Annotated in this window: 19 protein-coding genes; 8 read left to right on the top strand and 11 right to left on the bottom strand. The window is 42.4% G+C overall.

Annotated elements, in window-relative coordinates; translation table 11 throughout:
• Positions 1–88: 88 nt before the first annotated feature.
• Entirely contained in the window at positions 89–259 is a 171-nt protein-coding gene (locus EDD67_RS13855) for a hypothetical protein (RefSeq protein WP_162843783.1), read from the bottom strand.
• A gap of 26 nt (positions 260–285) precedes the next feature.
• The gene (locus EDD67_RS05585; RefSeq protein WP_093074742.1) at positions 286–1,512 is read right to left on the bottom strand and encodes an MFS transporter; all 1,227 of its coding nucleotides are present in this window, start codon (positions 1,510–1,512) and stop codon (positions 286–288) included.
• 105 nt (positions 1,513–1,617) lie between these two features.
• Between EDD67_RS05585 and EDD67_RS05580 the strand changes: the two genes are divergently transcribed.
• On the top strand, positions 1,618–1,809 hold the full coding sequence (locus tag EDD67_RS05580) for a hypothetical protein (protein WP_123875808.1): 192 nt from the start codon (positions 1,618–1,620) through the stop codon (positions 1,807–1,809).
• Positions 1,810–2,042: 233 nt separating this feature from the next.
• Here the strand turns inward: EDD67_RS05580 and EDD67_RS05575 are convergent, their stop codons facing one another.
• The gene (locus EDD67_RS05575) at positions 2,043–2,312 is read right to left on the bottom strand and encodes a hypothetical protein (RefSeq protein WP_123875807.1); all 270 of its coding nucleotides are present in this window, start codon (positions 2,310–2,312) and stop codon (positions 2,043–2,045) included.
• Between the two features lie 148 nt (positions 2,313–2,460).
• Positions 2,461–3,351: a patatin-like phospholipase family protein gene (locus EDD67_RS05570; protein WP_121438780.1), complete on the bottom strand. Its 891-nt coding sequence runs from the start codon at positions 3,349–3,351 to the stop codon at positions 2,461–2,463.
• A 179-nt stretch (positions 3,352–3,530) separates the two neighbouring features.
• Here EDD67_RS05570 and fdhF point away from each other — a divergent pair, with 179 nt between their 5' ends.
• Positions 3,531–5,588 (top strand): formate dehydrogenase subunit alpha, encoded by a 2,058-nt coding sequence (gene fdhF / locus EDD67_RS05560; RefSeq protein WP_244922837.1) that lies wholly within the window; start codon positions 3,531–3,533, stop codon positions 5,586–5,588.
• Between the two features lie 43 nt (positions 5,589–5,631).
• Here fdhF and EDD67_RS05555 read toward each other — a convergent pair whose 3' ends face one another.
• Positions 5,632–6,483 carry a DegV family protein gene (locus EDD67_RS05555; protein WP_121438783.1) on the bottom strand — a complete coding sequence of 284 codons (852 nt, stop codon included), beginning with the start codon at positions 6,481–6,483 and terminating at the stop codon, positions 5,632–5,634.
• Positions 6,484–6,641: 158 nt separating this feature from the next.
• Here EDD67_RS05555 and EDD67_RS05550 point away from each other — a divergent pair, with 158 nt between their 5' ends.
• Complete coding sequence (locus EDD67_RS05550) at positions 6,642–7,292, top strand: deoxynucleoside kinase (protein WP_093071479.1); 651 nt, start codon at positions 6,642–6,644, stop codon at positions 7,290–7,292.
• A gap of 20 nt (positions 7,293–7,312) precedes the next feature.
• A complete protein-coding gene (locus EDD67_RS05545; protein WP_093071480.1) occupies positions 7,313–7,984 on the top strand; it encodes a deoxynucleoside kinase in 672 nt (223 codons plus the stop codon).
• Between the two features lie 57 nt (positions 7,985–8,041).
• Here the strand turns inward: EDD67_RS05545 and EDD67_RS05540 are convergent, their stop codons facing one another.
• The 5 genes from EDD67_RS05540 to EDD67_RS05520 all read right to left on the bottom strand — a co-directional run bounded on the left by EDD67_RS05540 (position 8,042) and on the right by EDD67_RS05520 (position 11,421).
• Entirely contained in the window at positions 8,042–8,689 is a 648-nt protein-coding gene (locus EDD67_RS05540; RefSeq protein ID WP_123875806.1) for a hypothetical protein, read from the bottom strand.
• Positions 8,690–9,110: 421 nt separating this feature from the next.
• Positions 9,111–9,851, bottom strand: a complete 741-nt coding sequence (tatC, locus tag EDD67_RS05535) for a twin-arginine translocase subunit TatC (RefSeq protein WP_093071482.1) — start codon at positions 9,849–9,851, stop codon at positions 9,111–9,113.
• 81 nt (positions 9,852–9,932) lie between these two features.
• Positions 9,933–10,154, bottom strand: coding sequence for a twin-arginine translocase TatA/TatE family subunit (gene tatA / locus EDD67_RS05530; RefSeq protein ID WP_121438785.1), 222 nt, complete (start codon positions 10,152–10,154; stop codon positions 9,933–9,935).
• A gap of 104 nt (positions 10,155–10,258) precedes the next feature.
• Complete coding sequence (locus tag EDD67_RS05525; protein WP_121438786.1) at positions 10,259–10,570, bottom strand: hypothetical protein; 312 nt, start codon at positions 10,568–10,570, stop codon at positions 10,259–10,261.
• Positions 10,571–10,638: 68 nt separating this feature from the next.
• The gene (locus tag EDD67_RS05520; protein ID WP_158638133.1) at positions 10,639–11,421 is read right to left on the bottom strand and encodes an NRDE family protein; all 783 of its coding nucleotides are present in this window, start codon (positions 11,419–11,421) and stop codon (positions 10,639–10,641) included.
• Between the two features lie 190 nt (positions 11,422–11,611).
• Here EDD67_RS05520 and EDD67_RS05515 point away from each other — a divergent pair, with 190 nt between their 5' ends.
• Both EDD67_RS05515 and EDD67_RS05510 read left to right on the top strand, forming a co-directional pair.
• The gene (locus EDD67_RS05515) at positions 11,612–12,691 is read left to right on the top strand and encodes a toxic anion resistance protein (protein ID WP_121438788.1); all 1,080 of its coding nucleotides are present in this window, start codon (positions 11,612–11,614) and stop codon (positions 12,689–12,691) included.
• A gap of 1 nt (position 12,692) precedes the next feature.
• Positions 12,693–13,658 (top strand): hypothetical protein, encoded by a 966-nt coding sequence (locus EDD67_RS05510; protein WP_121438789.1) that lies wholly within the window; start codon positions 12,693–12,695, stop codon positions 13,656–13,658.
• 107 nt (positions 13,659–13,765) lie between these two features.
• Here the strand turns inward: EDD67_RS05510 and sigI are convergent, their stop codons facing one another.
• Positions 13,766–14,551, bottom strand: a complete 786-nt coding sequence (gene sigI / locus EDD67_RS05505; RefSeq protein WP_121438790.1) for an RNA polymerase sigma-I factor — start codon at positions 14,549–14,551, stop codon at positions 13,766–13,768.
• Positions 14,552–14,749: 198 nt separating this feature from the next.
• On the opposite strand from sigI, the gene EDD67_RS05500 reads away from it, so the two are divergent.
• Positions 14,750–15,697: an MBL fold metallo-hydrolase gene (locus tag EDD67_RS05500; protein WP_093071489.1), complete on the top strand. Its 948-nt coding sequence runs from the start codon at positions 14,750–14,752 to the stop codon at positions 15,695–15,697.
• Positions 15,698–15,803: 106 nt separating this feature from the next.
• Complete coding sequence (locus tag EDD67_RS05495) at positions 15,804–16,766, top strand: DUF2777 family protein (RefSeq protein WP_121438791.1); 963 nt, start codon at positions 15,804–15,806, stop codon at positions 16,764–16,766.
• The last annotated feature ends 28 nt before the right edge of the window (positions 16,767–16,794 follow it).

The following is a 16,794-nucleotide window of genomic DNA, read 5'->3' as shown; positions in this document are numbered from 1 at the left end:
AAAACATTTTTGTGTATTCGTTCACAAAATAATCCAAAATCCGTTACGGTTTTGTGAATGAAGGTATAAAGCCGTTGATTATTCCGAATTACAGTTTGTCCGGAGCTGTTTCATTCATGTTTTCATTCCGTAAATTCTGTTCCAATTTATCGATCAATGCTTCAACGTCATCAACATTGTTTTTGGCAAAAAACTTTTTACGCCGTTCCTTTTTCAGCAGACAAAGCATCAGTTTCTTTTCTTTGATTGTTAATACCAATGTAATCGCTCCTTATCCATGCATAATCAGTGATGCAACAGTAAGTCTTTGCGTTTTTTTACACGCCTGTTCTTCACCAGAATAATATAAAGAGCAATGGCAGCGCCAAAAAACAGCATTGATGATACGTAAAAAACAGCTGTTATCCCAAAGCTTCCGGCAATCACTCCGCCCACCGCCGGACCAAGAACATTGCCGAGAAAACGGAAACTTTGATTGTAGCCGAGAACTTCGCCCTGTTCTTTCACAGGCACTGCTTGACGTATATATGCCGTTACACACGGAATGATCCCGCCAATAGCCAAGCCAAATAAAAACCGCAGTATAATTAACGGAATAATAGCAGGCACGAATGCTTGCGGAAGAAAAAATGTTCCGGCAAGCAGTAAACAAATCAATAAAATCTTCTCATGACCGATTCGATCGCCTTGCGTTCCCCAAAACCTCGTCGCTGTTAAATTTCCGAGACCGGTTGCCGAAAAAGCCAAACCGGCAAGAAAAGCAACGTTTTCAGTCGTTAACAATTCACCGACGTATAAAGCCAGCTGCGGCTGAATGCTAAAATTGGCTGTTTGGACAATTAAGGAGATCACCATGACGGTGATTAATAGCGGGTCTCTTGTGATCATCAGCAGCACTTCAGCCATTGATTTCTTCTTTTCATTCGCTTGCTCGCCAGATTCCGCTGTGACTTCTTTTATGCCGAAAATCACTAAAAAGGTTGCCAGTGTAATAACGGAAGCGGTTGATACAAATGTATACGTAAAACCGACACTGTCAGCGAGAGCCCCTCCGATTAACGGGCCGAATAAACCGCCGGATACTGTGCCCATCTGTAATGTCCCAAGCACTTTGCCGGCAACTTTTTTATCTGTCTGAGCAGAGATTAAAGCCATTGAAGTCGGGATGAAACCGGTAACAACCCCCATCAGCATCCGCAAAAAAAACAATTCCCATACGCTGCTGACAAAACTCATCAGAAAAATCGATAAAGCAATGCCGAATCCGGTAATAATTAAGATTTTTTTCCGGCCGAATTTGTCGCCAAACCGTCCCCAAAGCGGCGAAACAAAAAAGGCGACCAAGAATGTGATCCCGAAGATAAAGCCGCTCCATCGCTGCACGAAAGCGTCAGAATAACTTCCAAACGTCTCAATATATATCGACAAAAAAGGAAGCACCATTGTTGCGCTCGCTGAAACGAAGAAATTTGCAAACCACATAATCATTAAATTTCGTTTTTCCATTTTCATCAGTGACACTGTCTCCTATTATTTCGATAATCTAAATACCATTATAGCGTATTTTCAAGCAAATGAAAAAGGCAGCTGCCGCTGCCTTAGAGTGTTGACAAAGTCATGACATCGATAGATGTCATATTAAACGGAACGGATGACGACACATCGTCCGGCTTCTTTCACCTGAAGGTATCACTGCGACATCGGCTCAAAAAGACTTCGCCGTGTCTTACTAGTCCGCGGGCGAACGCCGAGCCGCTTCGGGCTTATGCCCTGCAGGGTCTCGCCTGTCTCGCTATCCCGCAGGATTAAGCCGGGATGCTGGGTCATCCTCCTTTTTTGAATGGAGTGTATTCATAAAAAAAGAAGCCATGCATCCACTCCTCCGACGCCTCCGGGAAAGCAACAGACGAAGATCCGTATTCAGCGGCCTCCGGCCGCCGAATACTAGCTGAGTCCTTGCCCGGGGAAAGCGGAGGTTAGTGGCTGCGTGGCTTACTTCAAAATAATAATTTGTCTACAATCTGAGGCAGCTTCCGCTGCCTTTATTCAGATAAATATTGAAATATTATTTGGTAAAGTCCGTAAAATGAAGCAAAAATACCAAGGACAAAAAAAGTATACAGAGCAAACAAATCATCTGTCATTATCTCTGTCCGATGCAATAAATGTTCGTCAGAAAAGAGCCCTGCCCCGCCGTAAAAAGCCATCGCTATTCCTGTCAGCAAAAACAGCCATCCAATAATTGAGACATTTCCGGCGGTTTTTTTTACTTCTTTTGCGTCTTCCTGCGATTGATGTTTCCGCTCGTTCATCGCGGGTTTGCGCCGCTCTGAGGTATCTTTTGTGAGTAAAAATACGATCGCCGCCGCAACTGATATGGAAATACCCATATATATCAATGAACGCGACACAAGGCTAATAAAAACTAAGAATAACGAGATGATGAGAAGCTTGTAACCCTTAGGACGATTCAACATTGGACGCATTACCTTCAGAATCAGATAAAAATTGCTGCAGCTCAGTCATTTTGTTTTGGCTCAAGTTATAGCCGTGATCATAAAGAGATTCCAATCTGCTTCGTTTCCGTTCCATCCTTGTCACCCCGCGCAGGTCATCCGGACGGAAGACAAAGGCTCTGCCCTCACGCTCAAGCTGGTGAATATAATCGATTGTATCGTTATAAATGCGATAACGGTTTTGAACGACGTTAATAAGACCCGGATAATCTTTATATTTTCGCTCGAAATACCACATTCCTTTAGAAGCCGCTTTTTTCCTGTAACCTTCGCTTTGGGTCAACACGATAACATGTTTGTCGTTGCCCTCCTCGACTGATTTCTGAATCGGCACCGGATCACTGATGCCTCCATCCAATAAGTATCGCCCGTTATGCTTAATCGGCGGGGCCAGCATCGGCAGTGAGGATGATGCTCGTAAGATTTTATTAAAATTGCCGACAATCTCGTTTTTCTCAAAATAAACGGTTTGTCCTGTCACACAGTCCGTTGTACCGACATGAAACCTTGTCGGTGAATAATAAAACTTGTCATAATCAAACGGCCTTTCCACATTCGGTATCCGATCAAAAATTAAATCCATGTTAAACAGTTCTCCCCGTTTCAACAAACGTTTAATTGAAATATAATCCGGATGATTGGAATAGCCGATCGTCACATCTTTATTTCTCTTTTCCTGTTTGGAAATAAACGATGCAGCATTGCAAGCGCCCGCTGATACGCCGACAACATACGGAAATTCCAGATTTTCTTTAAGAAAATATTCAAGAACTCCTCCTGAGAAAACGCCGCGCATTGCTCCGCCTTCTAACACCAAACCGACTGAAGATGTCATTTTTTCACCCCTTACATTATCTAACATTATTCTATCGAATAATTTAGTTTGTTACAAATTTAACATTTAGCAAACCCGCAATTGTTTGATAACTTTCAAAAATTCTACACTTTTTATGAGAAAACGCTTCCAAAATGCTGATACAATGTAACTAAGTGAATGATGAAAGGGTGATTTGAATGACAGAACGTCACGAAACAGCTACTACATGCGCCTATTGCGGAACGGGCTGCGGGCTGATTATTGAAACAGAGAATGATCAAATCGTAAGGGTGCGCGGTGATAAGTCTGCCCCTGTCAATAAAGGCCAAACGTGCATTAAAGGAGCGTTAGGTTATCATTACATCCATTCCGAAGACCGGCTGACGGTTCCTTTAATAAAAAAAGCGGGTGAATTTACAGAAGCTAGCTGGGAAGAAGCCCTTTCCTTTATCGCTGATAAACTTACAGGGATCAAACAACAATTCGGCCCGGATGCGTTCAGCATGTTTGCTTGCGCGCGCACAACAAATGAAGCCAATTTTGCCACGCAAAAATTCACTCGTGCTGTGATGGGATCCAATAATATAGACGGATGTAACAGGACTTGACATGCTCCGTCCGTCGCCGGTCTGGCGACTGTTTTTGGAAACGGGTTCCCGACAAGCTCGATTGATGACATTGACCGCGCGGATGTTTTGCTGCTCATGGGGTCAAATACTGCCGAAGCTCATCCGATTATCGCGAACCGGATGAAAAAAGCTGTTAAAAACGGCATGAAAATCATTGTCGTCGATCCGAGGAAAATATCGATGACGAAAGCAGCGGATCAACACTTACAAATTGCCGTCGGTTCAGATATCGCATTAATGAACGGCATGATCAAAATTATTATTGAAAACGGCTGGTATGATGAACGTTTTCTTACCCGATCGGCAATCAATTTCAACGATCTGAAAGCTCAGACCGCCGAGTATCCTCTAGAAAAGGTTGCGAAAATTACAGGGTTAGAAGAGAAGGATATTTTCGCTGCTGCCGAAACATTTGCGAAAGCTGACCGGGCGATGATCGCTTATACACTCGGAATTACCGAGCATCACTGCGGTGTGAATAATGTCTTTGATATTGCCAATCTCAGCCTTTTAACCGGTCATATCGGACGCGAAGGAACGGGGATCATGCCGCTTCGGGGACAAAATAACGTTCAAGGTGCTGGCGACATGGGCTGTTTGCCGAATATGCTGACAGGTGCTGTGCCTGTTTCTGACGATGCCTACCGAAACAAGATTGAGTCTTTATGGAATGTCACGCTTAATCCGAATCCCGGACGGACACAAACATCCGTCCTTGAGCAAATGGAAAGCGGGGCGATGAAAAGTTTATACGTGATCGGCGAGAACCCGCTGGTAGCGGACGTTCATAAAAATCATACAACTGAGTTATTTAAAAACCTGGATTTTCTCGTCGTTCAAGATTTATTTTTAACCGAAACAGCTGAGATCGCTGACGTCGTCTTACCTGCGAAAGGATGGGCCGAATCAGACGGCACCTACACGAACACCGACCGCAGAATTCAGCGCGTTCGACCTGCCGTCCCAGCCCCAGGCAAAGCATTAGACGATTGGGAAATTCTTTGCCGCTTAAGCACGAAGATGGGCTATCCGATGCATTATGCAGATGCCGGCGCGATCTGGGAAGAAGTTCGCATGATTGCAGATCACCTTTACGGCGGAATCAGCCATGCCCGTCTCGACAATCAAGGGAGCATACAGTACCCGTGTCCTCATGAAGATCATCCCGGGACAACCTTATTGCATACAGAATTTCATGATTCCCGAGGAAAAACAGCACCATTTACTCCGGTAACCTATACGGCCCCGGTTGAACTTCCGGACAGTGAGTATCCGTTGACGTTAACAACTGGACGCCGATACGAACCATACAACACAAACACACAGACACGATACTATCCTGATACAGTCAAACGTAAACAAACGGAAGAAACCGCTGATATTCACCCGCTGACAGCGGAAGAATTAGGAATTGAGGACGGAGAATATGTCTCTGTCGCTTCAAGAAGGGGCGAAGTCACCGTAAAAGCCCGTTTGACAGAAGAAGTCCAGACTGACCTTGTGTTTATGAGCTTTCACTGGCGTGAAGTGCCGACGAATGTGTTGACAATCGATGAATTTGACCCGATCTCAGGAACTGCTGAATACAAGGCGTGTGCGATACGGATTGACAAACTGAGGCAATAACTAAAGAAAAGGAGCCTTTTAAGGCTCCTTTTGTTATTCGTTATTAATCGTTATCAAAATAATACATCAATGCTAGTGCACCCGGCCCTGTATGCGTACTGACAATCGGAGTTGTTTCGACAATTGAGATATCCTCAAAACCGGAAATATCTGCAATCGCCGACTTAAGCTGTTCAGCCAGCGGCTCCGCATCGACTTGAGCAATGCCGATCCCTTTCACTGTCTTTCCGGCAGCTTCTTCTTGAAATTTATTTTTCATGAATTTGATCATTTGCATATGCGTTCGAACTTTCGATGCTGGTGTGTATACACCATCGTCCAGGGAAGCAATCGGCTTGATTTTCATTAACGAACCGAGAAAAGCCCTTCCTCTCCCGATACGTCCGCCTTTCACTAAATAGTCAAGCGTGTCCACCATGATATAAAGCGATGTATTCTCTTTAATATGATTGAGCCTGGCAACAATATTTTCCCTGTTTTCTCCTGAGTTTGCCAGCTGAGCTGCTTCGCGGACTTGAAAACCGAGCGCAACAGAAATGAATCCTGAATCGATGACTTGCACATCGGTTTCTGTCAGTTCCGCCGCCTGCACTGCAGATGCATGCGTGCCGCTCATACCGCTGGACATATGAATCGACAGCACTTTACTCCCGTCTTGGCCGGCTTCGTCATACACCTCTAAAAACTGCCCGACAGAAGGCTGTGAGCTTTGCGGGATTTCTTCATTTTCATTTAAAAATGCTGAAAATTGTTTTGAGGTAATATCCACTCCGTCTAAATAAGACTGGCCTTGCATTGTGACGGTGAGAGGAACTACAGAAATATTTAGTTCATTAATTTCTTCGCCTGTAAGATCTAGTGTAGAGTCTGTAACAATTTTTACGTTTTGCCCCATGGTTTCTCCTCCCCTCTTTACTTATTTATCATACTATAGTCTTCTTTTGATGTTAAGCATCATAAAAGGAGAAGAATTTTATCTCACCGATCGAATAAGATATGATAAAATAATCAATGCTGTTTTTTGCGAATTTAAGCTGAAAGGAGGCCAAATGAATGGAAAACGTCAATGATTCGCCTTTTATCGCCGTGGAAGGTCCGATCGGGGTCGGAAAAACTTCTCTTGCGACAAAATTGGCTGACTATTATCAATATCATTTATTAAAAGAAATTGTTGATGAAAACCCTTTTTTATCCAAATTTTATGAAGACATTGATGAATGGAGTTTTCAAACGGAAATGTTTTTTCTTTGCAATCGTTTTAAACAGCTCGAAGATACTTACGAACGATTTTTAACGAAAGGACATCCTGTCGTCAGTGATTATCATATATTTAAAAACCATTTGTTTGCGAAACAAACGTTGCAACAGCATCATTTTGATAAATACGACCGGATATACAACATCCTCACTGACGGCCTTCCTACGCCTAATGTCATTATATATTTGCATGCGAGTCTTGATACATTGATGAGCCGAATCAAAATGCGCGGCCGAGCAATGGAACAGTCGATCGACCCTGACTATTTACAGCGGCTGGCAAACGATTACCATCAATTTATGAAAGACCACCAAAGGGTCTATCCTAACGTACCAATCATTACAATAAACGGCGATGAACTCGATTTTATCCAGCGTGAAGAAGATTTCACCCGTATTGCTGACCAAATAGACGGTATATTAAATCAAAAACAAACCTTATTTTAATGGAATGTGGAGGCTTTTTAATGGAAGCTGTTAAACATGAACTCAGAACGGACTCTCTTTTCACTTTAGCCGGGACAGTCGGCGTAGGAAAATCGAGTTTAACCAACCGATTGGCTGAAGCGCTGGAAATGAAACCGGCCTTTGAAAAAGTAGAAGGCAACCCTTATTTGGAAGATTATTATGATGATTTCAAAAAATGGTCTTTCCATTTACAAATGTATTTTCTTGCGGAACGTTTCAAGCAGCAAAAGCATATGCACGAGCAAGGCATGGGATACGTTCAAGACCGAAGTATATACGAAGACGTCGGTATTTTCGCCCAGCTGCAATACGATCAAGGCAATATGACCGAACGCGATTTCAATACGTACCACTCATTGTTTGAGGCGATGGTCATGAATCCCTACTTTCCCAAACCGGATGTATTGATTTATATTGACGGGTCGTTCGAAAGTATTATGCGTCGCATTGAAGAACGCGGCCGGGAAATGGAAATACAGACGCCGAGGGATTTTTGGCTTGATCTTCACCAGCGTTATCAAATATGGATTAATCAATTTAATGAGTGTCCTGTGCTTCATCTTGATATTGATTACTATGATTGTTTTGATCCGGATTCAATCAAATCGATTGTCCGCGCTTTAGAAAAACTGCAGCATGACCCATCGCAACGACGGCTATATCTTTCATAACTTTATATTGAACAAAAGACCGCCGGTGATGCCGGCGGTCTTTTGTTCAGAACCGGGTTATTCAGCGGACGAATAAAACCGGACAGATTTCACATGATCATATTGATCATCCCCTACATATAAAGCATGAAGGAGAATAATCGCCTGAAGATACAAAGTCAGCGTCAAATGAATAAAAACCGGAAAACGGAATCCGCCAGACCAGCCGCCGTAAAAGATCAGCCAATGAACTGCGACGATTAAAAACAGCGGAAAGCCGAGCCAAAAAAGCAAAGAATTTTTCGTGCCGTTCCAACATGCAATCACCGGCAACGTGACTACCAATACGACAACTGCATGAAGCAGCATCGCAACAACAGGTGACATTTCGAAGGCGGCATTGCTGTACAGAATGATGTTTTCGTTATAATGCGGCTCTATAAAGGGGAAAAATAACACGCTCATTAAATAATAAGCCGAAAACATTAAAAGAAAAGCAACGAACATACGAATACTTAATGTTAATTTGTTTACAGACGCAGCATATTGTTTCAGTTTGTCTATCACATCGTTTTGCTGCGAAAACCCGGTCTTGAAGAAGAAAAAAATCAGCAGAGCTTTTACTCCTGACAAAACAAAGGTGTAATAAAACAAAAGCAATTGGTTCATGCCGGTCTGGAATACAACATGTCCGAGACTGTTAACCGCCCATAACAATAAAAACACGTATAAAAACAAGCTAACGGCTGTTTGAATCCGTTTGAGCGAAAGAAGTTCGAACAGTTTACTGATAAAATATACGGTCAATATAAAAGACAGAAAGATTCCTGCGGTTGGGACAGCGCTTTGACTAATGACCGGTTGGGGACCGCTGTAGAAAAAAGTAAAAACCAGATGAACTGATATACATACGGCGGCTGCGATTACGCTTTTTATCAGTCGCTCCTTCTCAATTAAGGGTCTGGTCAGCACTTTGCATCCTCCTTTTACAACTGTTTCCTCTTTTATTCTGAACGACATGCCTCAATGTTTGGCGGGATTATATTGAAAATATTGTGTCTTTTGTTCAAATGTCAAAAAATAGTCATAAAAAATGCCTCCGTATTTTAATACAGAGGCATTGTGCAGACGGAAATCGGTACGTTTATCATCCGGAAAGTTCTTTGTCCCGCTCTTTTTCGCGCTTCAGCTTTCTTCTGTAGACGAGGTATGACATATTGATACTAATTTCATATAAAAGCAGCAACGGCACGATCACGAGAATATCTGATACAAAATCCGGCGGTGAAATCAACACGCTGACAACAATTAAGACGAAGTACGCGTATTTCCGGTTTTGCTTCATCCCCTTTGGCGTGATGACCCCGATACTGGTTAAAAACATCACAACTAACGGCATTTCGAATAGTATGCTGAAAGGAATCGTCATTCTAAGTAAAAATTGAAAGTACTTATCCGCTGTAAACATCGTTTCAAACGTTCCCGCACCTAAATCGATGAGAAAGTTGAGTACGATCGGCATGACGATAAAATAACCGAATGCCAATCCGCCCACAAATAAGACAAAGGAAGCCGGTATATAAATAATCGTCGCTTTTCGTTCTTTATCTGTTAAAGCAGGACTGACAAACAGCCAAATTTGCAGAATCAATATCGGCACTGTCAACGCAAGAGCTAATACAGCAGCCAATGTAAAATAAATAATTATAATATCCAAAGGACCGAGAACAGCCAGGGTCATATCAAGATCTTGGGTAAACCAGTCATAAATATCTTGAACAAAAATGAATACTGCAATAAAAAACACTAAAAAACTTCCGGCTACAATCATCAGCCGTTTACGTAATTCATCTAAATGATCTAATAGGTTCATGCTTTCATCAGACATGTCTTTCGCTCCTTAAACACGAAAAAGATGCAAAGCGACGGTCACCTCACATCCTTTTACCGGTCGTATCAATTGCTGCAATCAGTCGGTTGATTTTTTATCTTCGGCCTTTTGTTCTTCAGATGACTGTTTTGAGTTGTCTTTATCATGTTCATCTTCCGTTAATTCTTTTGTCGAATTTTTAAATTCTTTTAACGTTTGCCCGACAGCTTTACCGATTTCTGGAAGCTTTTTCGGCCCGAAAATAATCAGCGCAATGACTAAGATTAAAATTAAGCCGGGGATCCCAATATTTGAAAACATAGTCTAACCTCCTCTGTCTGGTGCCTATTGCTATTATAAACGTTTACACAACCCCTGACTATAATAAGCGGGGATTCTCATACAAAGTTCATAATTTAATTGGTTTAATCTGCATCAGCAAGCAGGACCTCAATCGAAACACCGTCACCATAACCGATCGCATCCCCTGGCTCAACTTCATTATCCTGAGCGCGACCTTCGTCGGATCGCGATTCCTCACCGGCGCTTCGCTCTTCATCGGCAATGCTGCTTTGATTTTTTAAAACGAAATCCGTTTCTCTATCCGCAGAATTAAAATCCCGCGCCGGTTGAGATGAAACATTCAACGTTGAATCGTCCGTAACGAAAATATAGATGAAACTCCCCCAAACAGATACTGTTAAAACAAAGGCTGCTGTTAAAAGTACCGCTTTCATGTGTTCCTCCCCCCAACCCGTGCATTTCAATAATGATTAAAAGAAACTATCGTACCGTGAAATTATACCTAATTAGTGGCTGCCTGTCCAGATATCCCTTTCTCAATCATTGGAAAGTCATAGCCGACTTGTTTGAACAGCGGATAATAAGTCCGTTCAATAAATGTTATGCGTCCAAATTGATCGAGTAAAATGATACTTGAACACCTCGTTCCGTAGCGGTCGCCGGTGATATACGCCGGAGAAAGCATTTTTTCAAGCGAATAACCCACTCCGGTATTCGGGAGTTCATCATCAGCTGCCGGCTGACGGTTGCCGAGCGAATTAAATGCATACTCAATCAAACGCGGTCCCTTCAATGCGAATGAGTGTTTTATACGATCTTCCAAAAAAGCCGTTTTCGGCCACTGGTCAGTCAGAGCGCCGTTGCTGAAAGCAAATACGCCTGAGTGTATCGTTTTACCAGCTTCCGATTGATTCGTTATCAACGACATTTCACCGTCAACAGATCCGTATATTAAGTTGAACCCGTTAAATTGATCTTTTTCGTTATAAATATCTTGCACAGCTTTTTCTCTTTTTAATAAGGAGGGAATGATTTCTCCCCGTGTCCGCGCGTTCGGATTATGCACCATGCCGCGGACGTTTGTCACTGCAGCGATTTCGCCGTCCGGACGTATACCAAGCCACGTTCCCCCTGCTTCTAAGTCCTTGCCTGCAAGCATAAATGTTTCATTTAACGGCTGTTTATGCAGTTCTTTCGCCGGGCGGTGATAAAATTCATCGCGATTTGCCCAAAGCATAAAAGGATAGTCAGGATGAGCATCTTTAGCGATTCCAATTAAACACATACATTGCTCTCCTCTCAAAATCATTAACAGCCTAATCATAACAAACAGAATCGTATGCAAGAAATCTTACGCCTTAACTTGAGAAGAATGGAGGTTTGATTGTGATAAGATTCATGTCCTTGTATAATAGAAATTGACAGACACTGTTTCTCGAACTCGCACTGATGTTTATCAAATAGGAGGGATCCGCATGGCTAATCAAATAAATGATAGTGATCCGATTAAACAAGCAGAAGATTTATTATCTGAGGATGAATTACAGCGCGCAGCAGAAAAAGCGGAACAATTAAAAAGCGACAATAATATTGAGGAGATCATTGCCTCGATTGGTGAACTGGGAACAAAAGAGCAGGAAAAGGCCGGTGAAACCCTGGAAGCTTTAAAGAGACCGGTCAGTGATATGATGACTGACCAAAACGGGGAACTTCCCGAACAACTCGGCCGACTGAAAGAAGTCGTCTCTGATTTAGAACCGAACTATTTACAAGAAGGAAAGTTCAAACAGTTTCTTGCTAAATTAACACGAAAAAGTCCGATGGAAAAATATATCCGTAAATATGAAACAATCGAAACTGAAGTTGAAACAATTATCAATGCCCTGCTCCACGGAAAAGACCGGCTTCAAGAAGATACCGTTATGCTCTATCAGCTAAAAGATATTGCCCGCGAACGAATCAGCGGTCTGAACGAACAGATCGGCGTCGGCAAGCATTTAAATGAACTGCTAGAAAACGAAGTAAAAAAAGACGAGTGGCAGGATGATCCGAGTGAAATTCAAAAAGCTCAACAAAAAGTCCTCTCGCGAATAAAAAATATGCAGCAAGCCGTTCTTGTCCTGCAGCAATCACTTGCCTCCGTAGATATCATTGTTGAGAACAATGAAAAACTCGAAGAAGCGATTTTTAATGCAATTACGATGACGAAAAATATCATTACTGTAACCGCGTCGATTCAATTATCGCTCAGCAATCAGAAGAAAGTGATTGATGCCGTTCAAAACGTCAATCAAACAACGGAATCGATGCTTTTAAACAACGCAGAAATGCTGAAAACGAACACAGAAGAAACATTGCGGACACTTGAAGAACCCGCTGTTGCGATGGAATCTTTCCGCAAAGCCTACGAAGACGTTTATGCGGCGATTGAGATGACGGAAGCTTCAAATACCCGAATCATCGAATCAAGCAAAAAATTTATCAGTGAAATGGAGCAGCTCAATGAGCAGATGGACCAAAAACTGATTGGTTCGTCCGACAAGCGAGGTGAGTAACATGAGTTGGCGCGAGCGGCTTTGGGAACAAAAATGGCTTCACCCGCTGCTCCCGAGCTATTTAAAACCCCTTGATGAACCGGCAATAATGAACGAATTCACAAAAGAATTTGTTTACGAAGCTGAAGAGTTCATCTCAGATTTGGCTGCTCTTACCGAACTGCCGAGAATGAACAAAACGTTCAAACGCAGCTTACAGGGTTACTCTTATAAGATTAAAATCAAACCGAAGAAAATTCACGTGGAGATGTTTGATACAAATAAATCATCATCTTCCGTGAAAAAAAGAGTTTTTTTAACGACGTATCGAAAAACCGTAAAATCCGAACACGGTTCCGGAAAGATATTGGAATCAGTGATTTATTATCAGCTCAACAATAAGACGCACGTGCGCAATGTAAGAAAACATCCTTATTTTCAGTCGCTATTTCATCATATTCACAGGCTCGATGCTTCCTTAAACGGAGAGCACGTTCCCGAATTAACACAAAGCGCTTCATCGGCAGACGCCGCAAATAACGAACGGCAGCTGAACCCGTCAGAAAGCGAATCAAACCAAGCTGAATCGATTTTGGCATCAGCCAAACACACGTATAATAATTTCGCTCATCTCAGTGAGACGGCAGAAATTATCCTGACCGGCATCATGCACGAACTCGAGCGCTGTCTCGAGGAATTCGCGCTTTTAGACATTGAAGAAAAGCATCATATCAAACGGATGATTCAGCATGATTTGCCGAACTTGCTCCACACTTACCGGACGTTGTCTCCGGAGCAGAAACAGAAAACGTATGATAATATGATCCGCAACATGAGCAATATGCGCGGCTTTTTAAAACAGCAAGCTGATGATCTGCAAGGAACTCGCATCGACCGGATGAATCAGCTGATTCAGCTGAACGATTTACGTTACAGTGAGCCCCGTCGGGATCCCAAAAAACAATTGTTTGATTCACATGAAGTCTAATCCGGCTGACAAGCTCCCGTCTTGTTGGCCGGATTAGTTGTCAGTGCTTCATAAAAGCAGCGATTCATCACCTATTTTAAAGACGTTTGTTACAGCTGATTTTAAACTTAAGCTAATGAAGCGGCACTGCCTTGTTTCGCCTCGTTAAAACCTTCGACGGTTAAATCTGTCTGCCGTTTGACGTATTCTTTTAAATAAACGTAGTTTTCCTGCAATACGAGCACGAGTGCGATTAAATATTTTCGGTTTCGTTCAATCGTTTTTCGGCTCATAGAAATGTACGCCATTAATTTGTTGATCGGCAGTCTTTTTTTTGTGAACAATTCACCTTTAAGCTGGTCATCTTTAACGATTATTTCTGCAATATAAAGCATATTTTCCCGCGCATCAAAATGCTTCGGACATTCAGAGATGACATCATCGGCTTGAATGCCAAATCGTTTCAGCTTAGCAATAAAATGAACGAACTCTTCATGTCTGTTTAAATGATCTTCTTGTTCCTTAAACTGGGAACAGCAGGCATAAGCTTCAATTTGATTTTCTAAATGTTCCATATCATCTCGTTTGTAATCCAAGGACAGCGACATCTTCCTTCGCTGTTCAAAACGGATAAAATCAATCACCCGCCGGCGCATGACGATCCGGGCGAACGTCAAAAAACGTCCTCCTTTATGTGAATCATATTGATAGATCGCTTCGGAAAACCCGATAAGCGCTACACTGAACTCATCGTCTTTTCCTGCTTCTACATTTCGTTTGCATAATTGCGAGACACTCGTGCGGATAAAAGAAAGGTGTTCTTTAATAAATCGGTTTTCAGTTTCTTCACAAGCATTATTTTGAATGAATTCCACAATGGATTCGGTTGAACTGTTAAAAAGGTGCTCTTTCATAGTGTATTTTCCTCCGTGAAAATCGTATGGTTTTATTGTGATCACAAGTTTCTACCTTGATCATAACGTTTTTAGGCATACATTAAAGGGACTTTGTTCCCGCCGTCCGTTAACAATTTGATTGTATCGACTTTACAATCCGATGACGCTTTCATAAAATAAAGTTACAAAGCGTATAATCCAGGAGGGGGAAAACCAATGGAAACTGCGGTATATCAGCTTGACAGCCACACCTTTTTAATTGACGGCTATGATTTAAACATGGCGAAAAGAACAGGGTCTTACGTCCTGACCGACCCGGACAGCGACCGGTTTACAATCATCGAAACAGGACCATCTTTATCTGTTCCTTATATTGAATCCGGCTTAAAACAGCTTGGCTTGCATACCGATCAGCTTGATGCGCTTATTGTTACGCACGTCCACCTTGATCATGCCGGCGGTGCTGGATTGTTTGTCAAAGATAAGCCGCACGTCAATGTCGGCGTTCATCCGAAAGGCTTAAAACACCTTGATAATCCGGACAAACTTGTTAAAGGCGCAAGAGCTGTATACGGCGAAGAATTCGACCGGCTTTTTGAACCGGTGGTACCGATTGACAACAGCCAGCTGTTTGAAGCAGCTGACGGAAATTCAATCAGCGTTGGATCAAACCGCAAACTGACAGTTATTGAAACGCCTGGACATGCAGCGCACCATATCGCTCTCTTTGATTCACTGACACTGACGATGTTTACAGGCGACACACTCGGCATCCGTTATCCCGAACTTGAAGAGCAAGACGCACCTTGTTTCTTGCCGTCCACATCACCAAATCAATTTGATCCCGAACAAATGAAAGCTTCGCTCGCAAAAATAAAGACGTACCATCCAGAACGAATCGCCTTTGGCCATTTCGGTGTAACAGACCACTTGCAACGTGTTGAAGAAGAATTGACAAGGTGGTTGAAAATTTACACATCTTTAGGTAAAAACTGTTATCAAAACGGGATGACGCTGGAGAAGTTTACAGAAGAGCTTCAAGAGACCGTCATGGCTGAATTGGCAGGTTATCAAGTCAGCGGAAACACGAAACGCATGATTGCATTAGATATTCAAATCAGTGCGATGGGCGTATACGACTGGATTCGTAAAACAGCGGAATAATTCGATCTTGATGCATGAAGATTTAAAAACTTTTTGATAACTAGTATACTAAACGTTAAAATCAGTCATCTCTTTTACGAAAGAAGACATAAAGCGAGGTATCACTATGAACAGAGACAAAGCCAAAGCGCTCATCGGCTCAGATGTTAAATTTCATCAAACGGACGACGGAGCTTATGCAGCTGTGCTGGAAGATATCATTGCCGAACCGAACACACCATGGCGCGGCATTTTAACCGTAAAAGGGGTCATTTCTTATCCTGAATTAACCGGTTACGATGACTTCCCAAAATTGTCTTACAGCGAAAATGACCAGGTTGAAATTTCAGGAAAATGGATTGAACCTCTTGGCGAATTATTTACAATGTCTTTTGCCGAATCACATGCCCGTGCTTTAAAAGAACGGTGGGAACAGTATCGCGAAGCGAACGACGAACTCGATAAAACTCTCTTGTTTATTCAGCAAGAACTGAGAAAGTTAGCTTACGAAGATTTGATTTTTGAGGATTCTTACGTTTATTATCAACTCGTGAAAAAAGGACGAAAACTGTTTATTTATGATGAACTTAAACGTGAATCGCTCTCATTGGACGGCTGCCCTTTTGAATTTGAAGTTGATTACCAAGGTGAATGGCGGTCTGCTTTTTATTCGGAAGGATTTACATTTATTACGCATCACGGAGAAAAACTGCATCTGACGCATGGAGACACGTTAAGGTTAAATAAAGCGCAGTTTGATCCTTACCGAATATTAAAAAATGAGTTGACCGAACCTTCGCTTCAAGCTTTAGAACGGGGTCTTTCTAAGATGGGGATTGGTCATGAACATGCTGTCTACTGTCACAATTCACTTTTGCTGACGCTTCTTCAAGGAAAAAATACAAGCGAAATGTCGGGCGTCAATTTCATTTCCTATGCCGTTGATGACCGGCAGTTTGTTGTGCAGCATCATTACGAAAGGCAATCGGACGGACAAATCCCGGAAAAAGCTTACGACCGCTTTGAGTTCACAGCCGATGACGGTCATCGCATGATCACCACTTATGCAACCGCCTTATCAAACGATTAAACAAAACCGAAAAAAGTGCCGGCACGAT

Source organism: Salisediminibacterium halotolerans, from assembly GCF_003814815.1.
Taxonomy (GTDB): Bacteria; Bacillota; Bacilli; order Bacillales; family Salisediminibacteriaceae; genus Salisediminibacterium; species Salisediminibacterium halotolerans.
This window is presented reverse-complemented; position numbering and strand designations above follow the sequence as displayed.